Source organism: Novosphingobium sp. BL-A-41-Hi4B-X5A (assembly GCF_055521705.1).
The window spans coordinates 3,052,866-3,068,651 of record NZ_CM145500.1; the positions used below are offsets into that span (position 1 = coordinate 3,052,866).

Sequence of the window (15,786 nt, forward strand, 5' to 3'; positions counted from 1 at the left end):
CCAGTGCACCCTAACTGCAATTCCACAATTTCCGCTTCCCGCCCAGCTTGCGTCGAAGTGTGACGTCCATTCCGTTCAGGAGTTCCCGATGAAGGTCGTTTTCCGCACCAGCGATGCCCCGCTTCCCCGTCTGGTCGCCCGTCTCGTGGCGCAGGATGCGCTGCCTTCCGATCTTGATGCAGTGGTGCGCGAAGGCGCTTCGGCCGCCCGGTTTGCCGGGAAGGCAGGCCAGGTATTCGAGGCCTTTGTCGCAGGCGATTCCGGCGTGAAGCGGCTGGTTCTGGCCGGGATGGGCAAGGCAGACGCCGCCGATCGCAGCGCCAGCCTCGAGAAGGCCGGCGCAGCACTGACCGCCAAGTACCTCACCTCTGGCGAGACTTCGCTTGCCATCGATTTCAGCGGTTCCGGCCTGTCCGGCGCCGAGGCGGCGTCGGTGCTGTTCGGCGCAAGGCTGCGCGGCTGGCGCCATGATGTCTATCGCACGAAAATGAGCGATGAGCAGAAGCCGTCACTGACCGAGATCGTCGCGGTCAACGCTCCGGAAGGCGCTGCAGTAGCCTGGGAAATCGAATCGGCGCTTGCTGAGGGCATCGAGTTCACGCGTGAGCTCGTCGCCGAGCCCGCCAACATCATCTACCCCGAAAGCTTTGTCGAACGCGCCAAGGCGCGGCTGGAGGGTACTGGCGTCGAGATCCTTGTGCTTGGCCTCAAGGAAATGAGCGAGCTTGGCATGGGCGCGCTGCTCGGCGTGGCGCAAGGTTCGGTGCGTGAGCCGAAATTACTGGCAATGCGCTGGAAGGGCGCAGACGTTGACAAGCCTACCGCCTTTGTCGGCAAGGGCGTGACCTTCGATACCGGCGGCATTTCGATCAAACCCGCTGGCGGTATGGAAGACATGAAGTGGGACATGGGCGGCGCTGGCGCTGTCGCTGGCACCATGCTCGCACTGGCCAAGCGCAAGGCCAAGGCCGACGTGATCGGCGTCTGCGGCCTTGTCGAGAACATGCCCGACGGCAACGCCCAGCGCCCCGGTGACGTCGTCACATCGATGTCCGGCCAGACGGTGGAAGTGATCAACACCGACGCCGAGGGCCGCCTCGTGCTTTGCGACGCGCTGACCTGGGTGCAGAAGGAATACTCGCCGAAGACGATCGTCGATCTGGCCACGCTGACGGGGGCCATGATCATTTCGCTCGGTCATGAATACGGCGGCATGTTTGCCAATGACGATGACCTTGCCACCAAACTCGATGCAGCCGGCAAGGCCTCGGGCGACAAGCTGTGGCGCTTCCCGCTTGGCCCGTCCTACGACAAGCTGATCGACAGCCCGATTGCCGACATGAAGAACGTCGGGCCCCGCTATGGCGGCTCCATCACTGCAGCGCAGTTCCTCCAGCGCTACATCGACAAGGGCGTGGCGTGGGCGCACCTTGACATCGCGGGCATGGTCTGGGCCGACAAGCCTGGCCAGACCTGGGACAAGGGCGCGACCGGCTTCGGCGTGCGCGTGCTCGACCGCTACGTTCGCGACGTGCTGGAGGCCTGAGGCTGTCCCATGCCGAAGATGCGGCGCAAGTCAGATCTGCCGACCAAGACTTGCGCCAATTGCGGTCTCCCGTTCACATGGCGCAAGAAGTGGGAGCGGGATTGGGACAACGTGAAGTTCTGTTCCGACCGCTGCCGTAGCGGCAAGAGCAAGGTGGCTGGCTGATGCGTGTCGATTTCTACCAGCTTACCAATGATCCGGCCGAACAGGTCCTTCCGCTGATCGCGCGCAATACCCTTGGCGCGGGTGAGCGGCTGCTTGTCGTGTCGGAGGACGAGGCCCAGCTGCGCCGGGTCAGCGAGGCGTTGTGGACGCGCTTGCCCGAGACTTTTCTGGCAAACGGGCGGGCGGGGACGGCGCACGACGACCGCCAGCCTATCCTGCTTTCGGACGCACCCGAAGCTGCGAACGGCGCGAAGTATCTCGCGCTGGCCGACGGCATCTGGCGCGAGGGGGAGTTCGAGCGGGTGTTCCTGCTCTTTCCGCCTGCGCGGATTGACGATGCACGCGGCTGCTGGCGCATTCTGGGTGGCCGCGAAGGCGTCGAGCGCAGGTACTGGCGGCAGGAGGGCGGCAAGTGGAAGGAGGGACCGTGAGCGGAGAGCCTTCGCTTCCATTCTCCCCTCCTCAAATTGATCGTGTCACCTTCTTCAAGCGCGACGAGATCACGACAGATCTGATCTGCTGCGAGGTTGTCGTTTCCGGCCAGATCCATTTTTTCCACGAGGAATGTGCCGAATGGCGAGCACTTCTGAATAGTTTCTGTGATTTGACCGGCTTTGACGACAACTGGTTCGCCAAAGTCCAATGTCCACCCTTCGAAGCCTGCGAGACAGTTGCGTTCGTTCGTCGTTGATTCCGCCATCCTTGCACCGCAGCACAAACCTCGCTAGGGGCGCGCGCAACCAGAATCCCTATATCGCAAGGAACGCTCCCATGGCGGTTACCCGCACCTTTTCGATCATCAAGCCCGACGCGACCCGTCGCAACCTGACTGGCGCGGTCACCAAGATGCTGGAAGAAGCAGGCCTGCGCGTCGTTGCTTCGAAGCGCATCCACATGAGCCGCGAGCAGGCCGAAGGCTTCTACGCCGTTCACAAGGAACGCCCCTTCTTCAACGACCTGGTCGAGTTCATGATCTCGGGTCCGGTCGTCGTGCAGGTGCTCGAAGGCGAGAACGCCATGCAGCGCAACCGCGACATCATGGGCGCAACCAACCCTGCCAACGCCGAACCCGGCACGATCCGCAAGGAACTGGCTGAATCGATCGAAGCCAACACCGTTCATGGTTCGGACTCGGACGAGAACGCGGCGATCGAAATCGCCTACTTCTTCAAGCCGGAAGAAATCGTCGGCTGATCGGCGAAAGCCGCAATTGATTGAAGGGCCGGGGCAGCGATGCTCCGGCCTTTTTCGTGGGTGCGATACCGACCTTCGGCTAATGTTGCGCGGATGCAACGCTTCGTTGCAAATCACATGTTATCCGACATAACCATAATTGTAAGCGGGGCATACAAGGCGTAGGCATCCTTTTGTTCCAACACGAGAACGCTGAGGCCTTTGGTCTCTTCAGGGAGGATACCTGATGCTCACAACCCGCGCTTCCGCGCGCCTGCTGGCGCGCACCAGTCTGTTCGCCGCAGCGGCATTTGCCCTTTCGCAACCCGTTCTCGCGCAGGACGCCGCTCAGGATGCGGCCTCGTCCGAAGATGGCGGCGAAATCATCGTGACCGCGCAAAAGCGTGCGCAGTCGCTTTCCGACGTCTCGCTTTCGGTTGCCGCTGTCGGTACCGAGCAACTGGCCGCCAACAACACCGTCAACCTCGAAGGCCTGCAAGCGCTGGTGCCTTCGATCAGCTTCGGCAACGACTTCAACTTCGCCAAGCTGTTCATCCGCGGCATCGGCCTGTCGAGCTCGCTGCCGGGCGTTGACCCGTCGGTCGCGCTCCATGTGGACGGCGTTGTCGTCGGCCTCGCGCAAGCGCAGCTCGGCTCGATGTTCGATCTCGAACGCGTCGAAGTTTTGCGCGGGCCGCAGGGTACTCTTTATGGCCGCAATGCCACCGGCGGCGCGGTGAACCTGATCACCGCCAAGCCGACCGACAAGCTCGACGGCTACGTTCGTCAGACCCTCGGCGGCGATGCCTTCCTGGTGCAGACCGATGCCGCGATCGGCGGTCCGATCACCGAAGGCGTGCGTGCGCGCGTCGCAGTCCAGCGCATCAAGCGCGATGGCTTCGGCATCAACGAATTCACCGGCAACGAGATCGATAACGCCAACCAGTGGTCGGTGCGCGGTCACCTGCAGTTCCTGCCGACCGACAAGCTTTCGATCCTGCTGACCGGCGAACTGCACACCGAGAACGATCGCTCGCTGGCCGTGAAGTTCCGCGAAGTTTCGTTCCCCGGCACTCAGGTCGCCAGCCTTACGGCGCTCGGTCAGCGCACCAACGCTGATGGCAGCGCCGCGTCGTTTGCCAAGAACGTCCGCAACCTCAACACCAACTACGACCCGATCAACGATCGCAAGCAGTATGCCTTCACCGGCATCATGGACTACGCAGCGTCCGACACGGTCGCGCTCAAGTCGCTGACCAGCTATCGCAACTTCCGCGCGATCTTCTTCCACGACTTCGACATGTCGTCATACGCCGGCTACCCGCTGGCGCAGACCAACGCCGTGCGCACCAGCGCCAATCACTGGCAGCCGGTGTTCGAAAACCAGTTCAGCCAGGAACTGCAGCTCAACGTCGACACGGACAAGTTGCACGCAGTCTTCGCCGGGTTCTACCTGAAGGAAAACATCCGCGTCGAGAACCACATCGGTTTTGACGTGCTGAGGAACACCGATCCGTTCCGCGTGCAGTTCGACGGCAAGCTCGATGTCGAGACATGGGCCGTGTTCGGCAACGTGACCTATGACCTGACCGAACAGCTCTCGCTCAAGGCTGGCGGCCGCTACTCGTGGGAAAAGCGCAAGATCAAGAACAACAGCGGGATCGGCACCGCGGCGACCGGCTTCGTGCTCGATCCGCTGCAGTGGGACACGTCGAAGACCTGGGATGACTTCTCGCCCTCGCTGGGTGTCGAGTTCCGTCCGAATGACGATGTGATGGCCTATTTCAACTGGTCGCGCGGCTTCAAGTCCGGCACTGCCGAAATCGGTTCGCGCCGTTCGGCAGCAGCGGTCACGCCGTTCGTGAACCCGGAGAAGGTCGAGGCTTTCGAAGGCGGCATCAAGTATAGCGCCGGCTCGCTGCAGACCAATCTTGCCGTGTTCTACCAGAAGCTAAAGAACGGTCAGTTCCAGCGGACCTTCCCGATCCCGAACCCGCCGTTCTTCGCCAGCGCGCTCGAAAACGCGGCGGAATCGCGGGCCTATGGTGCTGAGTTCGAACTGCGCTGGCGCCCGATCGACGGCCTCGCCATCGATGCTTCGGCAGCGTACCTCAACTCCAAGTTCACCAAGTTCTTCTCGAAGAACCCGCTGAACGCGGCGCTGTTCGGCCCTGGCGGCGCTTCGCTGCCTGACGAAGACCTGTCGGGCAACGCCACCCGCATGAGCCCGAAGTGGACGCTGAACTTCAACCCGACCTACACGGCTGACCTTTCGAGCGGTGCCAGCGTGGTGTTCGGTACGAACGTGTCCTACCGTTCGAAGCAGTACCACACCGAGTTCAACGACGATCGCATGGCCGCCGACGGATATGTGATGGTCGATGCCAACGTGAAGTACCGCCACTCGGACGACCGGACTTCGGTCAACCTGTGGGTGCGCAACCTGACCAACGAACTCGTCTGGGCGGGCAGCTACGCGGTGGCCACCAGCCGCACGATCGGTGGCACGCTGATGCCGCCGCGGACATATGGCATTACGCTCGGCTACGAATTCTGAGCCATCGCTCAGGCAAAATGACAAGAGGCCGCCGGTTCACTCCGGCGGCCTTTTTGTTAAGGTCATGCGCCAGAGGAGACCTGAAGAATGCAGGGCATGGTTGGGGGCGATTGTCCCTTCGAATTCAACTTCGATGCGGCGACATTCAAAGTCGGCGACACGGTCAGCTATCGCATCGTCGGTAGCCCGATGTTCGAGGACATGCCTTTTGCGGCAGAACTCGTCGAAGTGCACGAAGACCACGTGATCATCGCCGGAGACCCCAACGATTCAACGGTGCGCTATCGTGGCACGCGGGAAAGCAGGCCGCAGGTGCAGGTCAGCGAGATCTAGGCTGTTAAGGCCTGTTCCGCACGATACCACTGGGTCAGGCCCCACGCGATTCCGGCTATTGCAAGCAGGCCGAGCAGAATCGGCATCGTGTAGCCGAAACCAGTCGCAAGCAGGGCTGCGGCAACCAGTGCGGCAGTTGAGCACCCGAGGTCCCACCCGCCCTCTGTCGCCATGTTGAAGCGCAAGGTGCATTGCGAGCGCTGTGCCATGGCATAGAGCGGCGAGAGCATGGCCGTTGCCAGCATCGGCGCGGCCAGCGCCCCGAGCGCCGTGGCAACAAGCGCGGGCAGGGGAGAGGTCCACGCCAGAGCCTTGAGCACCAGAACCGCAGCACCTAGGCCATAGGCGAGCGCAAGCGAATGCGTACCGCGCCCGCCGTCGATCAGTCGGCCGATGATCAGGCTGCCTGCCGCTGCGCCCAGCCCCGCCAGTGCCAGCGCGCCGCCAAAGCTTTCAAAGCTCTGCCCCAGAGTTACGAACAGCGCGAGGTTCCAGACCACGACCGAGCAGCCCGATTGCAGCCCCTCGGCAAAGTATATGCGACGCCCTGCGCTGACGATCCCGGGATCTGCACGGCTTTCGCGGGGGATCGCCGGATTGGGGGCGCCGGCCAGCGGCAGGCCCGCAAGAAGTTGCATCGTCGCGATAACGGCAAAGCCGATGACCGGCCCCGCGCCGGAAAGCAGAAAGCCTCCCGCAACTGGGGCAACGATTCCCACTGCGGCGGTGGTCGCCTGTTGGATCGACACCTGCCGACCCAACGCGGCGTTATCGCCAGCGGCCGAGACATAGGCGTGATAACCGGTCCAGTAGAGCACGCTGCCAAGCCCCGAGACGAGGATATACGCCAGCAGCAGCAGTCCCGTACCCTCGACGAACGGCAGCATCAGGAACGAGGCAGCGCGAACGCCGCAGCCTAGCAGCAGCACGGCGCGCAGTCCGTGCGCATGGGCGATGGGCAGCACTGCCGCTCGCAAGGCGAAGCGTGAGATCAGCACAAGAGCGAAGCTGGCCAGCGCAAGCGCCGGGCTTAGCCCCTGCTTGACCAGAAAGCCGACCACGAACAGCCCGCCGCTTGCCTCAACAAACGATTGCAGGCCGGTGTGTGCGTAGATGCGGTGGATAGCCGTGAGCTGCATGGCGCTCTTTAGAACTCCAGCATTGCGGCGAGCCGCTTGGGCGCCACGGCAGCCCAGCTGCGGCGAAGCCAGTCGGCGGCGTGCTCCCAATCGACATCGGGCCGGTTGAGGATCAGCCCCGCCCAGCCGCTTGCACCGTAGTAGGCGGGCCGGAACCAGGTGCCCTCGTCCTGCTCGATCAGGGCGGCCAGTTCATCCTGTCCGCTGGTCTTCACCAGCAAAGCAATGTGCGGGGTGCCGTGGTGCTGATCGTTGAAATAGGCGAAGTATTTGCCGCCCACGCGCCAGCCGGGGGCACCGTGGCTTTCACGCTCTTCAACATCGGGAAGGGCAGCAGCGAGGCCGCGCACCTTCTCGAGTAACCATTCGGCGCTGTTCTCGCGCGCAACATAGCTGGCCAGCATGCGCGAATAGAGCTGGTGCTCGGCGAACAGGACGCGAGCGGCGAGACTGTCACCCGTATCGCCGGGGATGATCGCTACCGGCGTCTGGCCAAGGATCGGGCCATCGTCGAGTTCGGCTGTCACGAGATGCACGGTGCAGCCGCCGTGGCTGTCGCCAGCCTCTATCGCGCGATCGTGGGTGTGCAGACCCTTGTACTTGGGCAGCAGCGAAGGGTGGATGTTGAGCATCCGGCCTTCCCAGCGTCCGACGAACTCAGGGCTTAGGATGCGCATGTAGCCGGCCAGAGCGATATAGCGCGCCCCGGCCTTTACCACCTCGGCCTCCATCATCGCGTCGTGGTCTGGCCGGTGAATGCCCTTGTGCGGCAGGCAGAACGTCGCCACGCCTTCGGCTTTGGCAAGCTTCAGGCCCGAAGCATCCGGATTGTTCGATAGAACGAGGACGATCTCATAAGGACAGTCCGCCGCACGGCTTGCATAGAGCAGCGCGGCCATGTTGGTGCCGCTGCCCGAAATGAAGACGGCGACGGGGACCCGGTCAGCCAATGTGGGTGGCTTCCCATGCCTCGCGGGCGGACCACGTCTCGACGCTGCCGGTGACGGTGCAGCCTTTTTCGCCCGCGATGATCGTGCCCACGCGATAGACGGTCTCGCCCGCTGCAGCGAGATCGGCGGCGAGCGAATCGGCCTCGGCCGCTTCCACCGCCAGGATCATGCCGATGCCGCAATTGAAGGTGCGGGCCATTTCCTCAGGCTCGATGTTGCCTTGGGCCTGGAGGAACGCCATCAGGCGGCTCTGCTCCCAGCTGTCGGCATCGATGCGCGCATGCAGGCCTTGCGGCAGGACACGGGGCACGTTCTCTAGCAGGCCGCCGCCGGTGATGTGGGCGAGTGCGTTGATGCGGCCCGAGCGGATGAACGGCAGCAGGCTCTTCACATAGATGCGGGTCGGCTCGATCAGGTAGTCGATCAGCAGGCGTTCGTTGTCGAACAGGGCAGGGCGGTCCAGTTTCCAGCCCTTGTCCGCAGCAAGGCGGCGCACCAGCGAGTAACCGTTCGAATGCACGCCGGAAGAGGCGAGGCCGAGCAGCGCGTTGCCTTCGGCCACGCGGTCACCGGTCAGCTGTTCGCCACGCTCGACCGCGCCAACGCAGAAGCCGGCGAGATCGTAGTCACCATCGGCGTACATGCCGGGCATTTCCGCGGTTTCGCCACCGATCAGGGCGCATCCGGCCTGCTTGCAGCCCTCGGCAATGCCGGCGACAACGCGCTCGGCCACGCCATTGTCCAGACGGCCGGTCGCAAAGTAATCGAGGAAGAAGAGCGGTTCGGCGCCCTGCACGATCAGGTCGTTCACGCACATGGCGACAAGGTCGATGCCGATCTTGTCATGCCGGTCATGATCGATCGCCAACTTGACCTTGGTGCCGACCCCGTCGTTGCCGGCGACAAGAAGGGGATCCTTGTAGCCTGCCGCCTTGAGGTCGAAGAAGCCGCCAAAGCCGCCGAGCTCCACATCCGCGCCGGGACGGGCGGTTGACTTCGCCAAGGGGCCAATGGCCTTCACCAGCGCATTGCCAGCGGCGATGTTCACGCCAGCCTTGGCGTAGCTATAGCTCTCGGGCTTTTCCTGCTTGTCGCTCATGGTGCGCGCGCCTAGCGCTTTCCTGCTTGGATTTCCACTTTCGTTTCGGCAAAAGCGGGCATCCAGTTACGGAATTCGAATTCCGTGTGCGTTAGTGGCCGGTCCTTCCGTCCATGACTGGTTTCGGAGTTCCCTTGGTCGCACTGCATTTGCCATTTGAAAAAGCGAAAAACCGCAAGGCATTGATGCTGGGCATTGCCCTGATCGCTGGCCTCGGCGGGGCAGCGCTTGTCGCACAGATCGAGGGCGATCGCGGCATTCCGCCAATTGCCAGCAACGGCGATTACGAAGTGCGCGGCATCGAGGTAAACGTCTCCGGAGACAATGCCGAGGACGCCCGCAACAATGGTTGGCGCGAAGCACAGCGCAAGGCCTGGGCCAAACTCTGGGAGAGCAATGGCAGTGGCGGTGCTGCGCCGGGGCTCGACGATTCGACAATCGAATCGATGGTTTCCGCCGTCGTGGTCGAAAGCGAACAGATTGGTCCGCGGCGTTACATCGCCCGTCTTGGCGTGATCTTTGACCGCGCCCGCACTGGCGAGCGACTGGGCATGACCGGGGTCAAGGCGCGTTCGGCGCCGTTGCTGGTCGTGCCCGTGCTCTATCAGGGCGGGGTTGCGACCGTATTCGAAACGCGCACACCGTGGCAGAAGGCCTGGGCGGAGTACCGGACGGGCAACAGCGCCATCGACTATGTCCGACCGGCAGGGGCCGGGTCCGATTCGCTTCTGTTGACGGCCGGCCAGCTTGATCGCCGCAGCCGTAACTGGTGGCGACTGATCCTTGACGAGTTCGGGGCATCCGACGTCATCATCCCTATTGCCCGGCTTGATCGGCAGTTCCCGGGCGGCCCTGTCACCGGTACTTTCACGGCGCGCTTCGGCCCGGACAACCGCTTTCTCGGCAGTTTTTCGCTTACCGCGCGGAGCGAAGCCGAAGTGCCGAAGATGCTGGAAGATGCCATCGGCCGGCTCGACGGCATTTATACGCAGGCGCTTGTCGCCGGCATTCTCAAGCCCGATCCCACGCTCAACATGGCTGCCGAGATCGATCCGAAGCTGATTGAACAGACCTTGGCGACGGCAGGGCCTGTAGCGGTGTCAACGAGCGTAGACGGACCAGCGGCAACGCCGATCGCTGCACCCACGCCCACCACCGCAGCGGCGGTTTCGACCTTCACGATCCAGTTTGCCACGGCTGACGGCCCGGCTGTCGACGCCGGCATGTCGGCAGTGCGGAGCGTTCCCGGGGTAAAAAGCGCGGTTTCAAGCTCGATTGCCATTGGTGGCACCTCGGTCATGCGCGTCACCTATACCGGTGAAATCGAAGCCTTGGCTGCGGCACTGCGCGCACAAGGCTGGCGTGTCACCGTGGGCGCAGGCGCGCTTTCGATTCGCAAGTAACCACAATCGCGGTCCGGGCGTATAACTCGCAGATGTCGTCGCAGATTGCCCTTCCGCTGTTAACGGCTCGTAGTGCCGAGACTGTGGTCATGGGGCCAAGTCTGGAGCCCGTCATCGACGCGCTACAGTCGGTCGATAGCTGGCCGTTCAGAACAGCGATTCTCGTCGGTCCACCGCGTTCGGGCAAGAGCCTGCTGGCCCGCTGGTTTGCGGAATCCGGTGCGGGCGAGGTCATTGACGGCGCCGATTCGCGGCCAGAACACGAAGTGTTCCATCAATGGAACCGCTCGCAAGCGTCAGGCCGTCCATTGCTGCTGGTCAGCGATCGCGCGCGCGGGGAGTGGAAGGTTGCTCTGCCCGACCTTGCCTCGCGTCTGGGCTCGGCCTTGCTGATCGAAATCGGCGCACCGGACGACGAGCTGGTGGCAGGCCTGATCGTGGAACATTCCGCGCGGCGCGGGCTTGTTCTGGGCGAACAGGCGATTGCCTACCTCTTGCCCAGAGTGGAACGCACGCACGCAGAAATCGAGTTGCTGATTGAAACTCTTGACCGTCTGTCTCTTGAGCGTAAATCACCCGTCACCATATCACTGGTCCGCGACGCGCTTGCCGAGCGGACAGGGGAATTCCAGCCGCGCTTGCTTTAAGCGCCTGAAAGAGAGAGAATCGGGGCATGTTCAACGGCCTGATCGCCTATCTGGACTCGATCCGCTCGCGCGATCCAGCGCCCCGTTCGCGCTGGGAGATTCTCCTCTACCCGGGCCTGTGGGCAGTCGGTTTCCACCGAATCGCGCATTGGCTGTTCGAGGCTGAGCTGTTTTTCCTCGCTCGTCTGGTGAACCATTTCTCACGCTTCGTGACCGCGATCGACATCCATCCGGGCGCCAAGATCGGCAAGCACCTGTTTATCGACCACGGTTTCACCGTTATCGGCGAGACGGCCGAGATTGGTGACAATGTCACCATCTACCAGTGCGTCACACTCGGCGGCACAAACCCTGCCAATGGCGTCCCCGGAAAGCGTCACCCGACGTTGAGCGACAATGCGATCATCGGTTCGGGCGCTCAGATCCTCGGGCCGATCACGGTCGGTCCCCGCGCGCGGGTAGGGGCAAACGCCGTTGTGACCGACGATGTGCCCGAAGGCGCCACGATGGTCGGGCTGAAAGCTCGCTCTACCCTGGTTCCTGCAGAAACCTGGCTCAAGGAATTCATTCCCTACGGCACCCCGTGCAAGGAGCCGTGCGAACCCAATGGCGGTACGCGGGTCGATGAACTTGAAGTCGAAGTGGCAGCCCTCAAGGCACAGGTCGCGGCGCTTGTCGCTGCTCAGACAGGTGGTGACGATACTTCGCCCGCGCCTACCCCGACGACGGTCGGCAGAAGGAACCGCAGCTGAGCGTGAACGGCCCTGATGCCGGGACGTCCGGCACCGTCGTCCCATTCCCGAACGCGCGTGCGATCCAGCAAGTCGGTTTCGAACGGCCGGAACTGCTGAAGATCCTCGATCTCTACGGCCGGATGGTCGCAGCCGGGCTCTGGCGCGATTATGCGATGGACTTTGGCAAGGAAGCAGCTGTCTTCGCAGCATTCAAGCGAACAGCGGAACGCCCGACAGCGCGGATCGAGAAACGCCCGTCGTTTCGCAGCAAACAGGGCATGTGGGCGCTGTTCGGAGAAGCCGGGCAAGTCCTCAAGCGCGGCCATGACCTGGCGGGCGTCCTGTCTCCGCTTGAACGCCGGTTGATGAAGATCGTCGAAGACTAGCTCTTCGGCTTGATCAGGAAGTTCATCCAGCAGCTTGCCAGAGGCTTGTTCCGGTCTGCCTGCCACGCTTCAGCGCGCACATTGGCAATGCGCCGTCCTGCGCGGATCACCTCACCGCGCGCGAAGGTTTCCACCGTCACCCCGCCCCGCAGGTATTCGACGGAAATGTTCACGGGCTTGATTCGCGTCTTCGCGTCCTCTTCGCCGAGATGGGCGTGAAGAGCCATGATCGCCGCGATTTCCATCATGCCTGCGATAGCGCCGCCGTGAAGGAACCCGGGCCGACCCATGGCGCGATCGGAAAAATCCATTGCCAGAAGCGGGGCACCGTGCAGCATGCCCGCAATCCGCATGCCCATCGATCGCGCGTAGGGCGGCAGATGCTCGGACAGGAGCTCGCTGGACTCGCTCACTTCGCTTCTCCTGGTGAACGTGCCCACCCGTCCGCTTCAACCTGAATGAAGATGCCCGCGGCGTGCGCTACGGGGTCGGTGATGTCGCCGTCGTGGGCAATGCCTCGGACGAAGGCCATCGACTTCTTCAACTGGTAGCACTCTGCCCAGGCAACGATCATCTTGCCCGGCGCCGCGGCGCGGACATAGTCGACGCGCAGGTCCAGCGTCACTTGCGGGCGAAAGCCACCGCGCAGCGCCCAGACCGACATCGACGTGGCATTGTCGAGCAGGCTGATTATCGGTCCGGACGCCAGGACGCCCGTCTCGGGATCGCCGACCAGGTCTTCGCGCCAGGGCAGGCCCAGCTCGACCCAATTGTCCCCATGGGCGCGATATTGCATGCCGATAAAGCCGGTGTGCCCGTGCCGCATCATGAACTTGCCGAACTGCGACGGGTTGAAATCCATGCCCGGCGGGATCGCGGGCCTTCCTCCGGTGCTTTCTGGCGTTGTATCCATGGCGAATTCCCTGCCGCAGCTATGGAGGGATTACAAGCGTATTAAGTGGGCGATTAAAATGCGCTTCCGGCGAGCGCGTCGATGGCACCCTGCAGAATAAGCGCTGCGGCGTGCGAATCGATGCGCTCCGCCCGTTTGGCCCGGCTGAAGTCCTGCTCGATCATCGCCCGCTCGGCGGCTTGCGTCGTCCACCGCTCGTCCCACAGAAGGATCGGCAGCCCCAGGTCTTCGAGGTTGCGAGCGATAGCCCTTGCTCCCTGCGACCTCGGGCTTTCGGATCCATCCATGTTGAGCGGCAGGCCGATAACGAGCCCTACGACACCGCGTTCTTCGATCAGCGCTTGCAGCTTCGCCTTGTCAGCGGTGAATTTGCCGCGCTGAAGCGTCTTGCCAGCCGTGGCGAAGCGCCAGTCGCAGTCGCATAGGGCGATTCCGATGGTCTTGGTGCCGGTGTCCAGCCCCATCAGCACGCCGCCTTCAGGCAGCTCGTCTCGCATGATCAGGGCCGACTGGGTGATCACCTGGCTGCGCCCCCGTGCAGTTTTTCCCATGCCGCCGCACGCCGCGCGACATCGGCGCGCAGGTTCGCCCAGAACAACGGTATGTCGTAAACGTGATAATTGTTGCCCGGAAGAACGAAGGGCCCGAGATCGGGCGCATCCCCGATCATCAACAAGCCGGTCTTGGCATCGCAGCGGGCCGGCACGGCCTTCGGGATCAGTTCTCCGGAATCGAGATGCTCACTCGGCTTCAACGTGCCCAGATTGGCGGCCGCCGGGGCGGAGCCGCCAACGCTTCCGGTCAGCGGGTTCGTGCACAGCACGGGGCGCGCGTCCTTCTGCCTGCCGTCCAGGGCAGGCCGCGTGCGGTAGGCTTCCAGCACCAGCTCAGGATCGGCAGGCTCGGCAAAGCTGGCCCACGTCATCACGCATCCTGCTGCGTCGGCCGAAGCGCAGGCCGGAAGGCCCATCTTTGGCAGATCATGCTCGACCGATATCGGCCAGCCGATCGGATAGGCCGCGACTATGCGCGATGCGAGTGGAGTGCCGGCAACGCGATCCTTGAGCAGGTGCATGAGGTGAAGGGCGCCCTGACTGTGCCCGGCAAGGACTATAGGCTTGTCGGCGGGCACGTTCGCCAGGAACGCGTCGAAAGCCTGGCGCACGTCGACATATGCTGATTCGAGCGCCATCTCCCCTTCGGCCTTGTCGGTGAGGAAAGCGCCGAAAGCGGCCTGGCGGTAGCGCGGAGCCCAGACTTGCGACTGCTGGTTGAAGGCCGAAGCCATGCCCTGGACAAAGAAGGTTGCGCGCCGATTGGTGTCCGTATCGTCCAGCGGGCCGTTCCAATGCTCCCGCGCGAGATAGCTCGTCGGGTGAATGAAGAATACCGCAGCAGGTCCCTTTGCCCCGCTTGCGTTGACGCCCGTCGGGACCCACTGCGCCGGATCTTTCTGCAGCCCCGGCCGTGCGAACCACATGCTGTTTCCGGAATAGGCATCTGCCGCAAGAGGCTCGAGCCTGCCGTACGACACGCGCGGGACAAAGGCGAAGCGGGTCAGCTCATTCTGCCAGATGCTCAGCGCAAAGACCGCAGCAATCACCATCACGATCAGGAGAGCCATCAGATACAGGAACTTGCGGACCATTCTTCGTCTCAAATCTCGAGTGGGCGGATTCAGCTATCGACCCGGTTTGCAGAATTGCGTTCGGCTTGGCGTTCAAGCACGATCTTGAGCATGGCCACGATCGGATCTGCCAGCATGAGGCCGAGAATCCCGAACAGCAGCCCGAACATCAACTGTGCGCCAAGCACGAGGGCGGGGGCAAGATCGACTGTCCTCCTGGCCACCATCGGCACGATCACATTCCCGTCGACCGTCTGCACGACGATATAGACGGCGATGCAGAACAGTCCCATCTCGGTCCCGCCGGAAAAGCCGACCATGATCATCAGGGCGCCGGAAATAGGCGCGCCGATGTTGGGCAGGAATGCCAGAAGTCCGGTCAGCAAACCCAGTAGAGCGGCCATCGGAACGCCCCACCACGCGAGCAGGGCCCAGGTGGCCACCCCTTCCACTGTCATCCCGAGCAGGCGGCCAAACAGCAGCATCCGCAGCGATTTGCCCATGCGCAGAGCCGTGGTTTCCCAATGCTCGCGGCTATCCTCCGGCAGCATCCAGGCAAAGCCCCGGCGGTAGAGGTCCGGTTCTAGTACGAAGTAGATCGACAGAATGAGGATCAGGAAAGCCGTGGTGAAGCCGTTCAGGACGCCTCCCAAGGCCCTTGTGACCTGCCCGACGCTGCCGAGAACCTGCCCCGCGATGTTCTGGAGATCGAGGTTCTGCAGGTTGACGCCATGCCCTTCCGCCCAGGCGCTCAACCTGGTGAGCTGCGTCTGGATGACCTGAGGCAATTCAGCGGCCTGCGCTGCGATCTGACCGCCGGCAAAGATCACCACCCACACCAGAAATGCCAGCGTGCCGACCAGAACAATGACGATCCTGAAGCTGCGGGGAAGCTGCGGCACCACCCGCGCGATCAACCGCTGGCCGCCATCGATCATCGCAGCAAAGACAATGCCGCCTATGATGACCATGATCGGCTGCGCCAGCAGCACCGCCAGCGCGAACAACCCGGCGATTCCCAACCAGACAGCGGCTTTCTTTGCCTCTCGGCGCACCAGATTGTCGGTGATGTCGGTCGGGCCGGCCGTTGCGGTGGCTTCGCATTCATCCATTT

The 15,786-nt window shown here is 63.0% G+C and carries 19 protein-coding genes; 11 read left to right on the plus strand and 8 right to left on the minus strand.

The window, feature by feature from the left end; genetic code table 11:
- Nucleotides 1–88 precede the first annotated feature (88 nt).
- The 7 genes from ACZ1JY_RS14915 to ACZ1JY_RS14945 all read left to right on the plus strand — a co-directional run bounded on the left by ACZ1JY_RS14915 (nt 89) and on the right by ACZ1JY_RS14945 (nt 5,774).
- Complete coding sequence (locus ACZ1JY_RS14915) at nt 89–1,546, plus strand: leucyl aminopeptidase (RefSeq protein WP_465129820.1); 1,458 nt, start codon at nt 89–91, stop codon at nt 1,544–1,546.
- 9 nt (nt 1,547–1,555) lie between these two features.
- Nucleotides 1,556–1,711: a DUF2256 domain-containing protein gene (locus ACZ1JY_RS14920; RefSeq protein ID WP_465129821.1), complete on the plus strand. Its 156-nt coding sequence runs from the start codon at nt 1,556–1,558 to the stop codon at nt 1,709–1,711.
- Nucleotides 1,711–2,142 (plus strand): DNA polymerase III subunit chi, encoded by a 432-nt coding sequence (locus ACZ1JY_RS14925; RefSeq protein WP_465129822.1) that lies wholly within the window; start codon nt 1,711–1,713, stop codon nt 2,140–2,142. Before ACZ1JY_RS14920 ends, ACZ1JY_RS14925 begins: the two co-directional genes overlap by 1 nt.
- The gene (locus ACZ1JY_RS14930) at nt 2,139–2,402 is read left to right on the plus strand and encodes a hypothetical protein (RefSeq protein ID WP_118072267.1); all 264 of its coding nucleotides are present in this window, start codon (nt 2,139–2,141) and stop codon (nt 2,400–2,402) included. The genes ACZ1JY_RS14925 and ACZ1JY_RS14930 overlap by 4 nt, the downstream gene beginning before the upstream one ends.
- 80 nt (nt 2,403–2,482) lie before the next feature.
- On the plus strand, nt 2,483–2,905 hold the full coding sequence (gene ndk / locus ACZ1JY_RS14935) for a nucleoside-diphosphate kinase (protein ID WP_118072266.1): 423 nt from the start codon (nt 2,483–2,485) through the stop codon (nt 2,903–2,905).
- A 226-nt stretch (nt 2,906–3,131) separates the two neighbouring features.
- Nucleotides 3,132–5,441 (plus strand): TonB-dependent receptor, encoded by a 2,310-nt coding sequence (locus ACZ1JY_RS14940; RefSeq protein ID WP_465129823.1) that lies wholly within the window; start codon nt 3,132–3,134, stop codon nt 5,439–5,441.
- Nucleotides 5,442–5,528: 87 nt separating this feature from the next.
- Nucleotides 5,529–5,774 carry a hypothetical protein gene (locus ACZ1JY_RS14945; protein ID WP_465129824.1) on the plus strand — a complete coding sequence of 82 codons (246 nt, stop codon included), beginning with the start codon at nt 5,529–5,531 and terminating at the stop codon, nt 5,772–5,774.
- Here the strand turns inward: ACZ1JY_RS14945 and ACZ1JY_RS14950 are convergent.
- The 3 genes from ACZ1JY_RS14950 to purM are packed head-to-tail and all read right to left on the minus strand — an operon-like array spanning nt 5,771 to nt 8,962.
- On the minus strand, nt 5,771–6,913 hold the full coding sequence (locus tag ACZ1JY_RS14950) for an MFS transporter (RefSeq protein WP_465129825.1): 1,143 nt from the start codon (nt 6,911–6,913) through the stop codon (nt 5,771–5,773). The two genes, ACZ1JY_RS14945 and ACZ1JY_RS14950, sit on opposite strands and share 4 nt — an antisense overlap.
- Nucleotides 6,914–6,921: 8 nt before the next feature.
- A complete protein-coding gene (gene purN, locus ACZ1JY_RS14955) occupies nt 6,922–7,863 on the minus strand; it encodes a phosphoribosylglycinamide formyltransferase (protein ID WP_465129826.1) in 942 nt (313 codons plus the stop codon).
- Nucleotides 7,856–8,962 (minus strand): phosphoribosylformylglycinamidine cyclo-ligase, encoded by a 1,107-nt coding sequence (gene purM, locus ACZ1JY_RS14960; RefSeq protein WP_465129827.1) that lies wholly within the window; start codon nt 8,960–8,962, stop codon nt 7,856–7,858. Before purM ends, purN begins: the two co-directional genes overlap by 8 nt.
- Before the next feature lie 185 nt (nt 8,963–9,147).
- Here purM and ACZ1JY_RS14965 point away from each other — a divergent pair, with 185 nt between their 5' ends.
- From ACZ1JY_RS14965 to ACZ1JY_RS14980, 4 genes are read left to right on the plus strand one after another with little or no spacing between them, the layout of a single operon-like run.
- Entirely contained in the window at nt 9,148–10,365 is a 1,218-nt protein-coding gene (locus ACZ1JY_RS14965; RefSeq protein WP_465129828.1) for a heavy-metal-associated domain-containing protein, read from the plus strand.
- A gap of 32 nt (nt 10,366–10,397) precedes the next feature.
- The gene (locus ACZ1JY_RS14970; protein ID WP_118072258.1) at nt 10,398–11,012 is read left to right on the plus strand and encodes an HdaA/DnaA family protein; all 615 of its coding nucleotides are present in this window, start codon (nt 10,398–10,400) and stop codon (nt 11,010–11,012) included.
- Nucleotides 11,013–11,038: 26 nt separating this feature from the next.
- Nucleotides 11,039–11,764: a serine O-acetyltransferase EpsC gene (epsC, locus tag ACZ1JY_RS14975; RefSeq protein ID WP_465129829.1), complete on the plus strand. Its 726-nt coding sequence runs from the start codon at nt 11,039–11,041 to the stop codon at nt 11,762–11,764.
- A gap of 2 nt (nt 11,765–11,766) precedes the next feature.
- Complete coding sequence (locus ACZ1JY_RS14980) at nt 11,767–12,132, plus strand: DUF2794 domain-containing protein (RefSeq protein ID WP_465129830.1); 366 nt, start codon at nt 11,767–11,769, stop codon at nt 12,130–12,132.
- Here ACZ1JY_RS14980 and ACZ1JY_RS14985 read toward each other — a convergent pair.
- The 5 genes from ACZ1JY_RS14985 to ACZ1JY_RS15005 are packed head-to-tail and all read right to left on the minus strand — an operon-like array spanning nt 12,129 to nt 15,784.
- Nucleotides 12,129–12,545: a PaaI family thioesterase gene (locus tag ACZ1JY_RS14985; RefSeq protein ID WP_465129831.1), complete on the minus strand. Its 417-nt coding sequence runs from the start codon at nt 12,543–12,545 to the stop codon at nt 12,129–12,131. The two genes, ACZ1JY_RS14980 and ACZ1JY_RS14985, sit on opposite strands and share 4 nt — an antisense overlap.
- Nucleotides 12,542–13,045 carry a PaaI family thioesterase gene (locus ACZ1JY_RS14990; protein ID WP_206065470.1) on the minus strand — a complete coding sequence of 168 codons (504 nt, stop codon included), beginning with the start codon at nt 13,043–13,045 and terminating at the stop codon, nt 12,542–12,544. The genes ACZ1JY_RS14985 and ACZ1JY_RS14990 overlap by 4 nt, the downstream gene beginning before the upstream one ends.
- A 53-nt stretch (nt 13,046–13,098) precedes the next feature.
- Complete coding sequence (gene ruvX, locus ACZ1JY_RS14995; RefSeq protein ID WP_465129832.1) at nt 13,099–13,596, minus strand: Holliday junction resolvase RuvX; 498 nt, start codon at nt 13,594–13,596, stop codon at nt 13,099–13,101.
- Nucleotides 13,563–14,669 carry a DUF3089 domain-containing protein gene (locus tag ACZ1JY_RS15000; RefSeq protein ID WP_465129833.1) on the minus strand — a complete coding sequence of 369 codons (1,107 nt, stop codon included), beginning with the start codon at nt 14,667–14,669 and terminating at the stop codon, nt 13,563–13,565. Before ACZ1JY_RS15000 ends, ruvX begins: the two co-directional genes overlap by 34 nt.
- A 53-nt stretch (nt 14,670–14,722) precedes the next feature.
- Complete coding sequence (locus ACZ1JY_RS15005; RefSeq protein WP_118072254.1) at nt 14,723–15,784, minus strand: AI-2E family transporter; 1,062 nt, start codon at nt 15,782–15,784, stop codon at nt 14,723–14,725.
- Nucleotides 15,785–15,786: the final 2 nt, after the last annotated feature.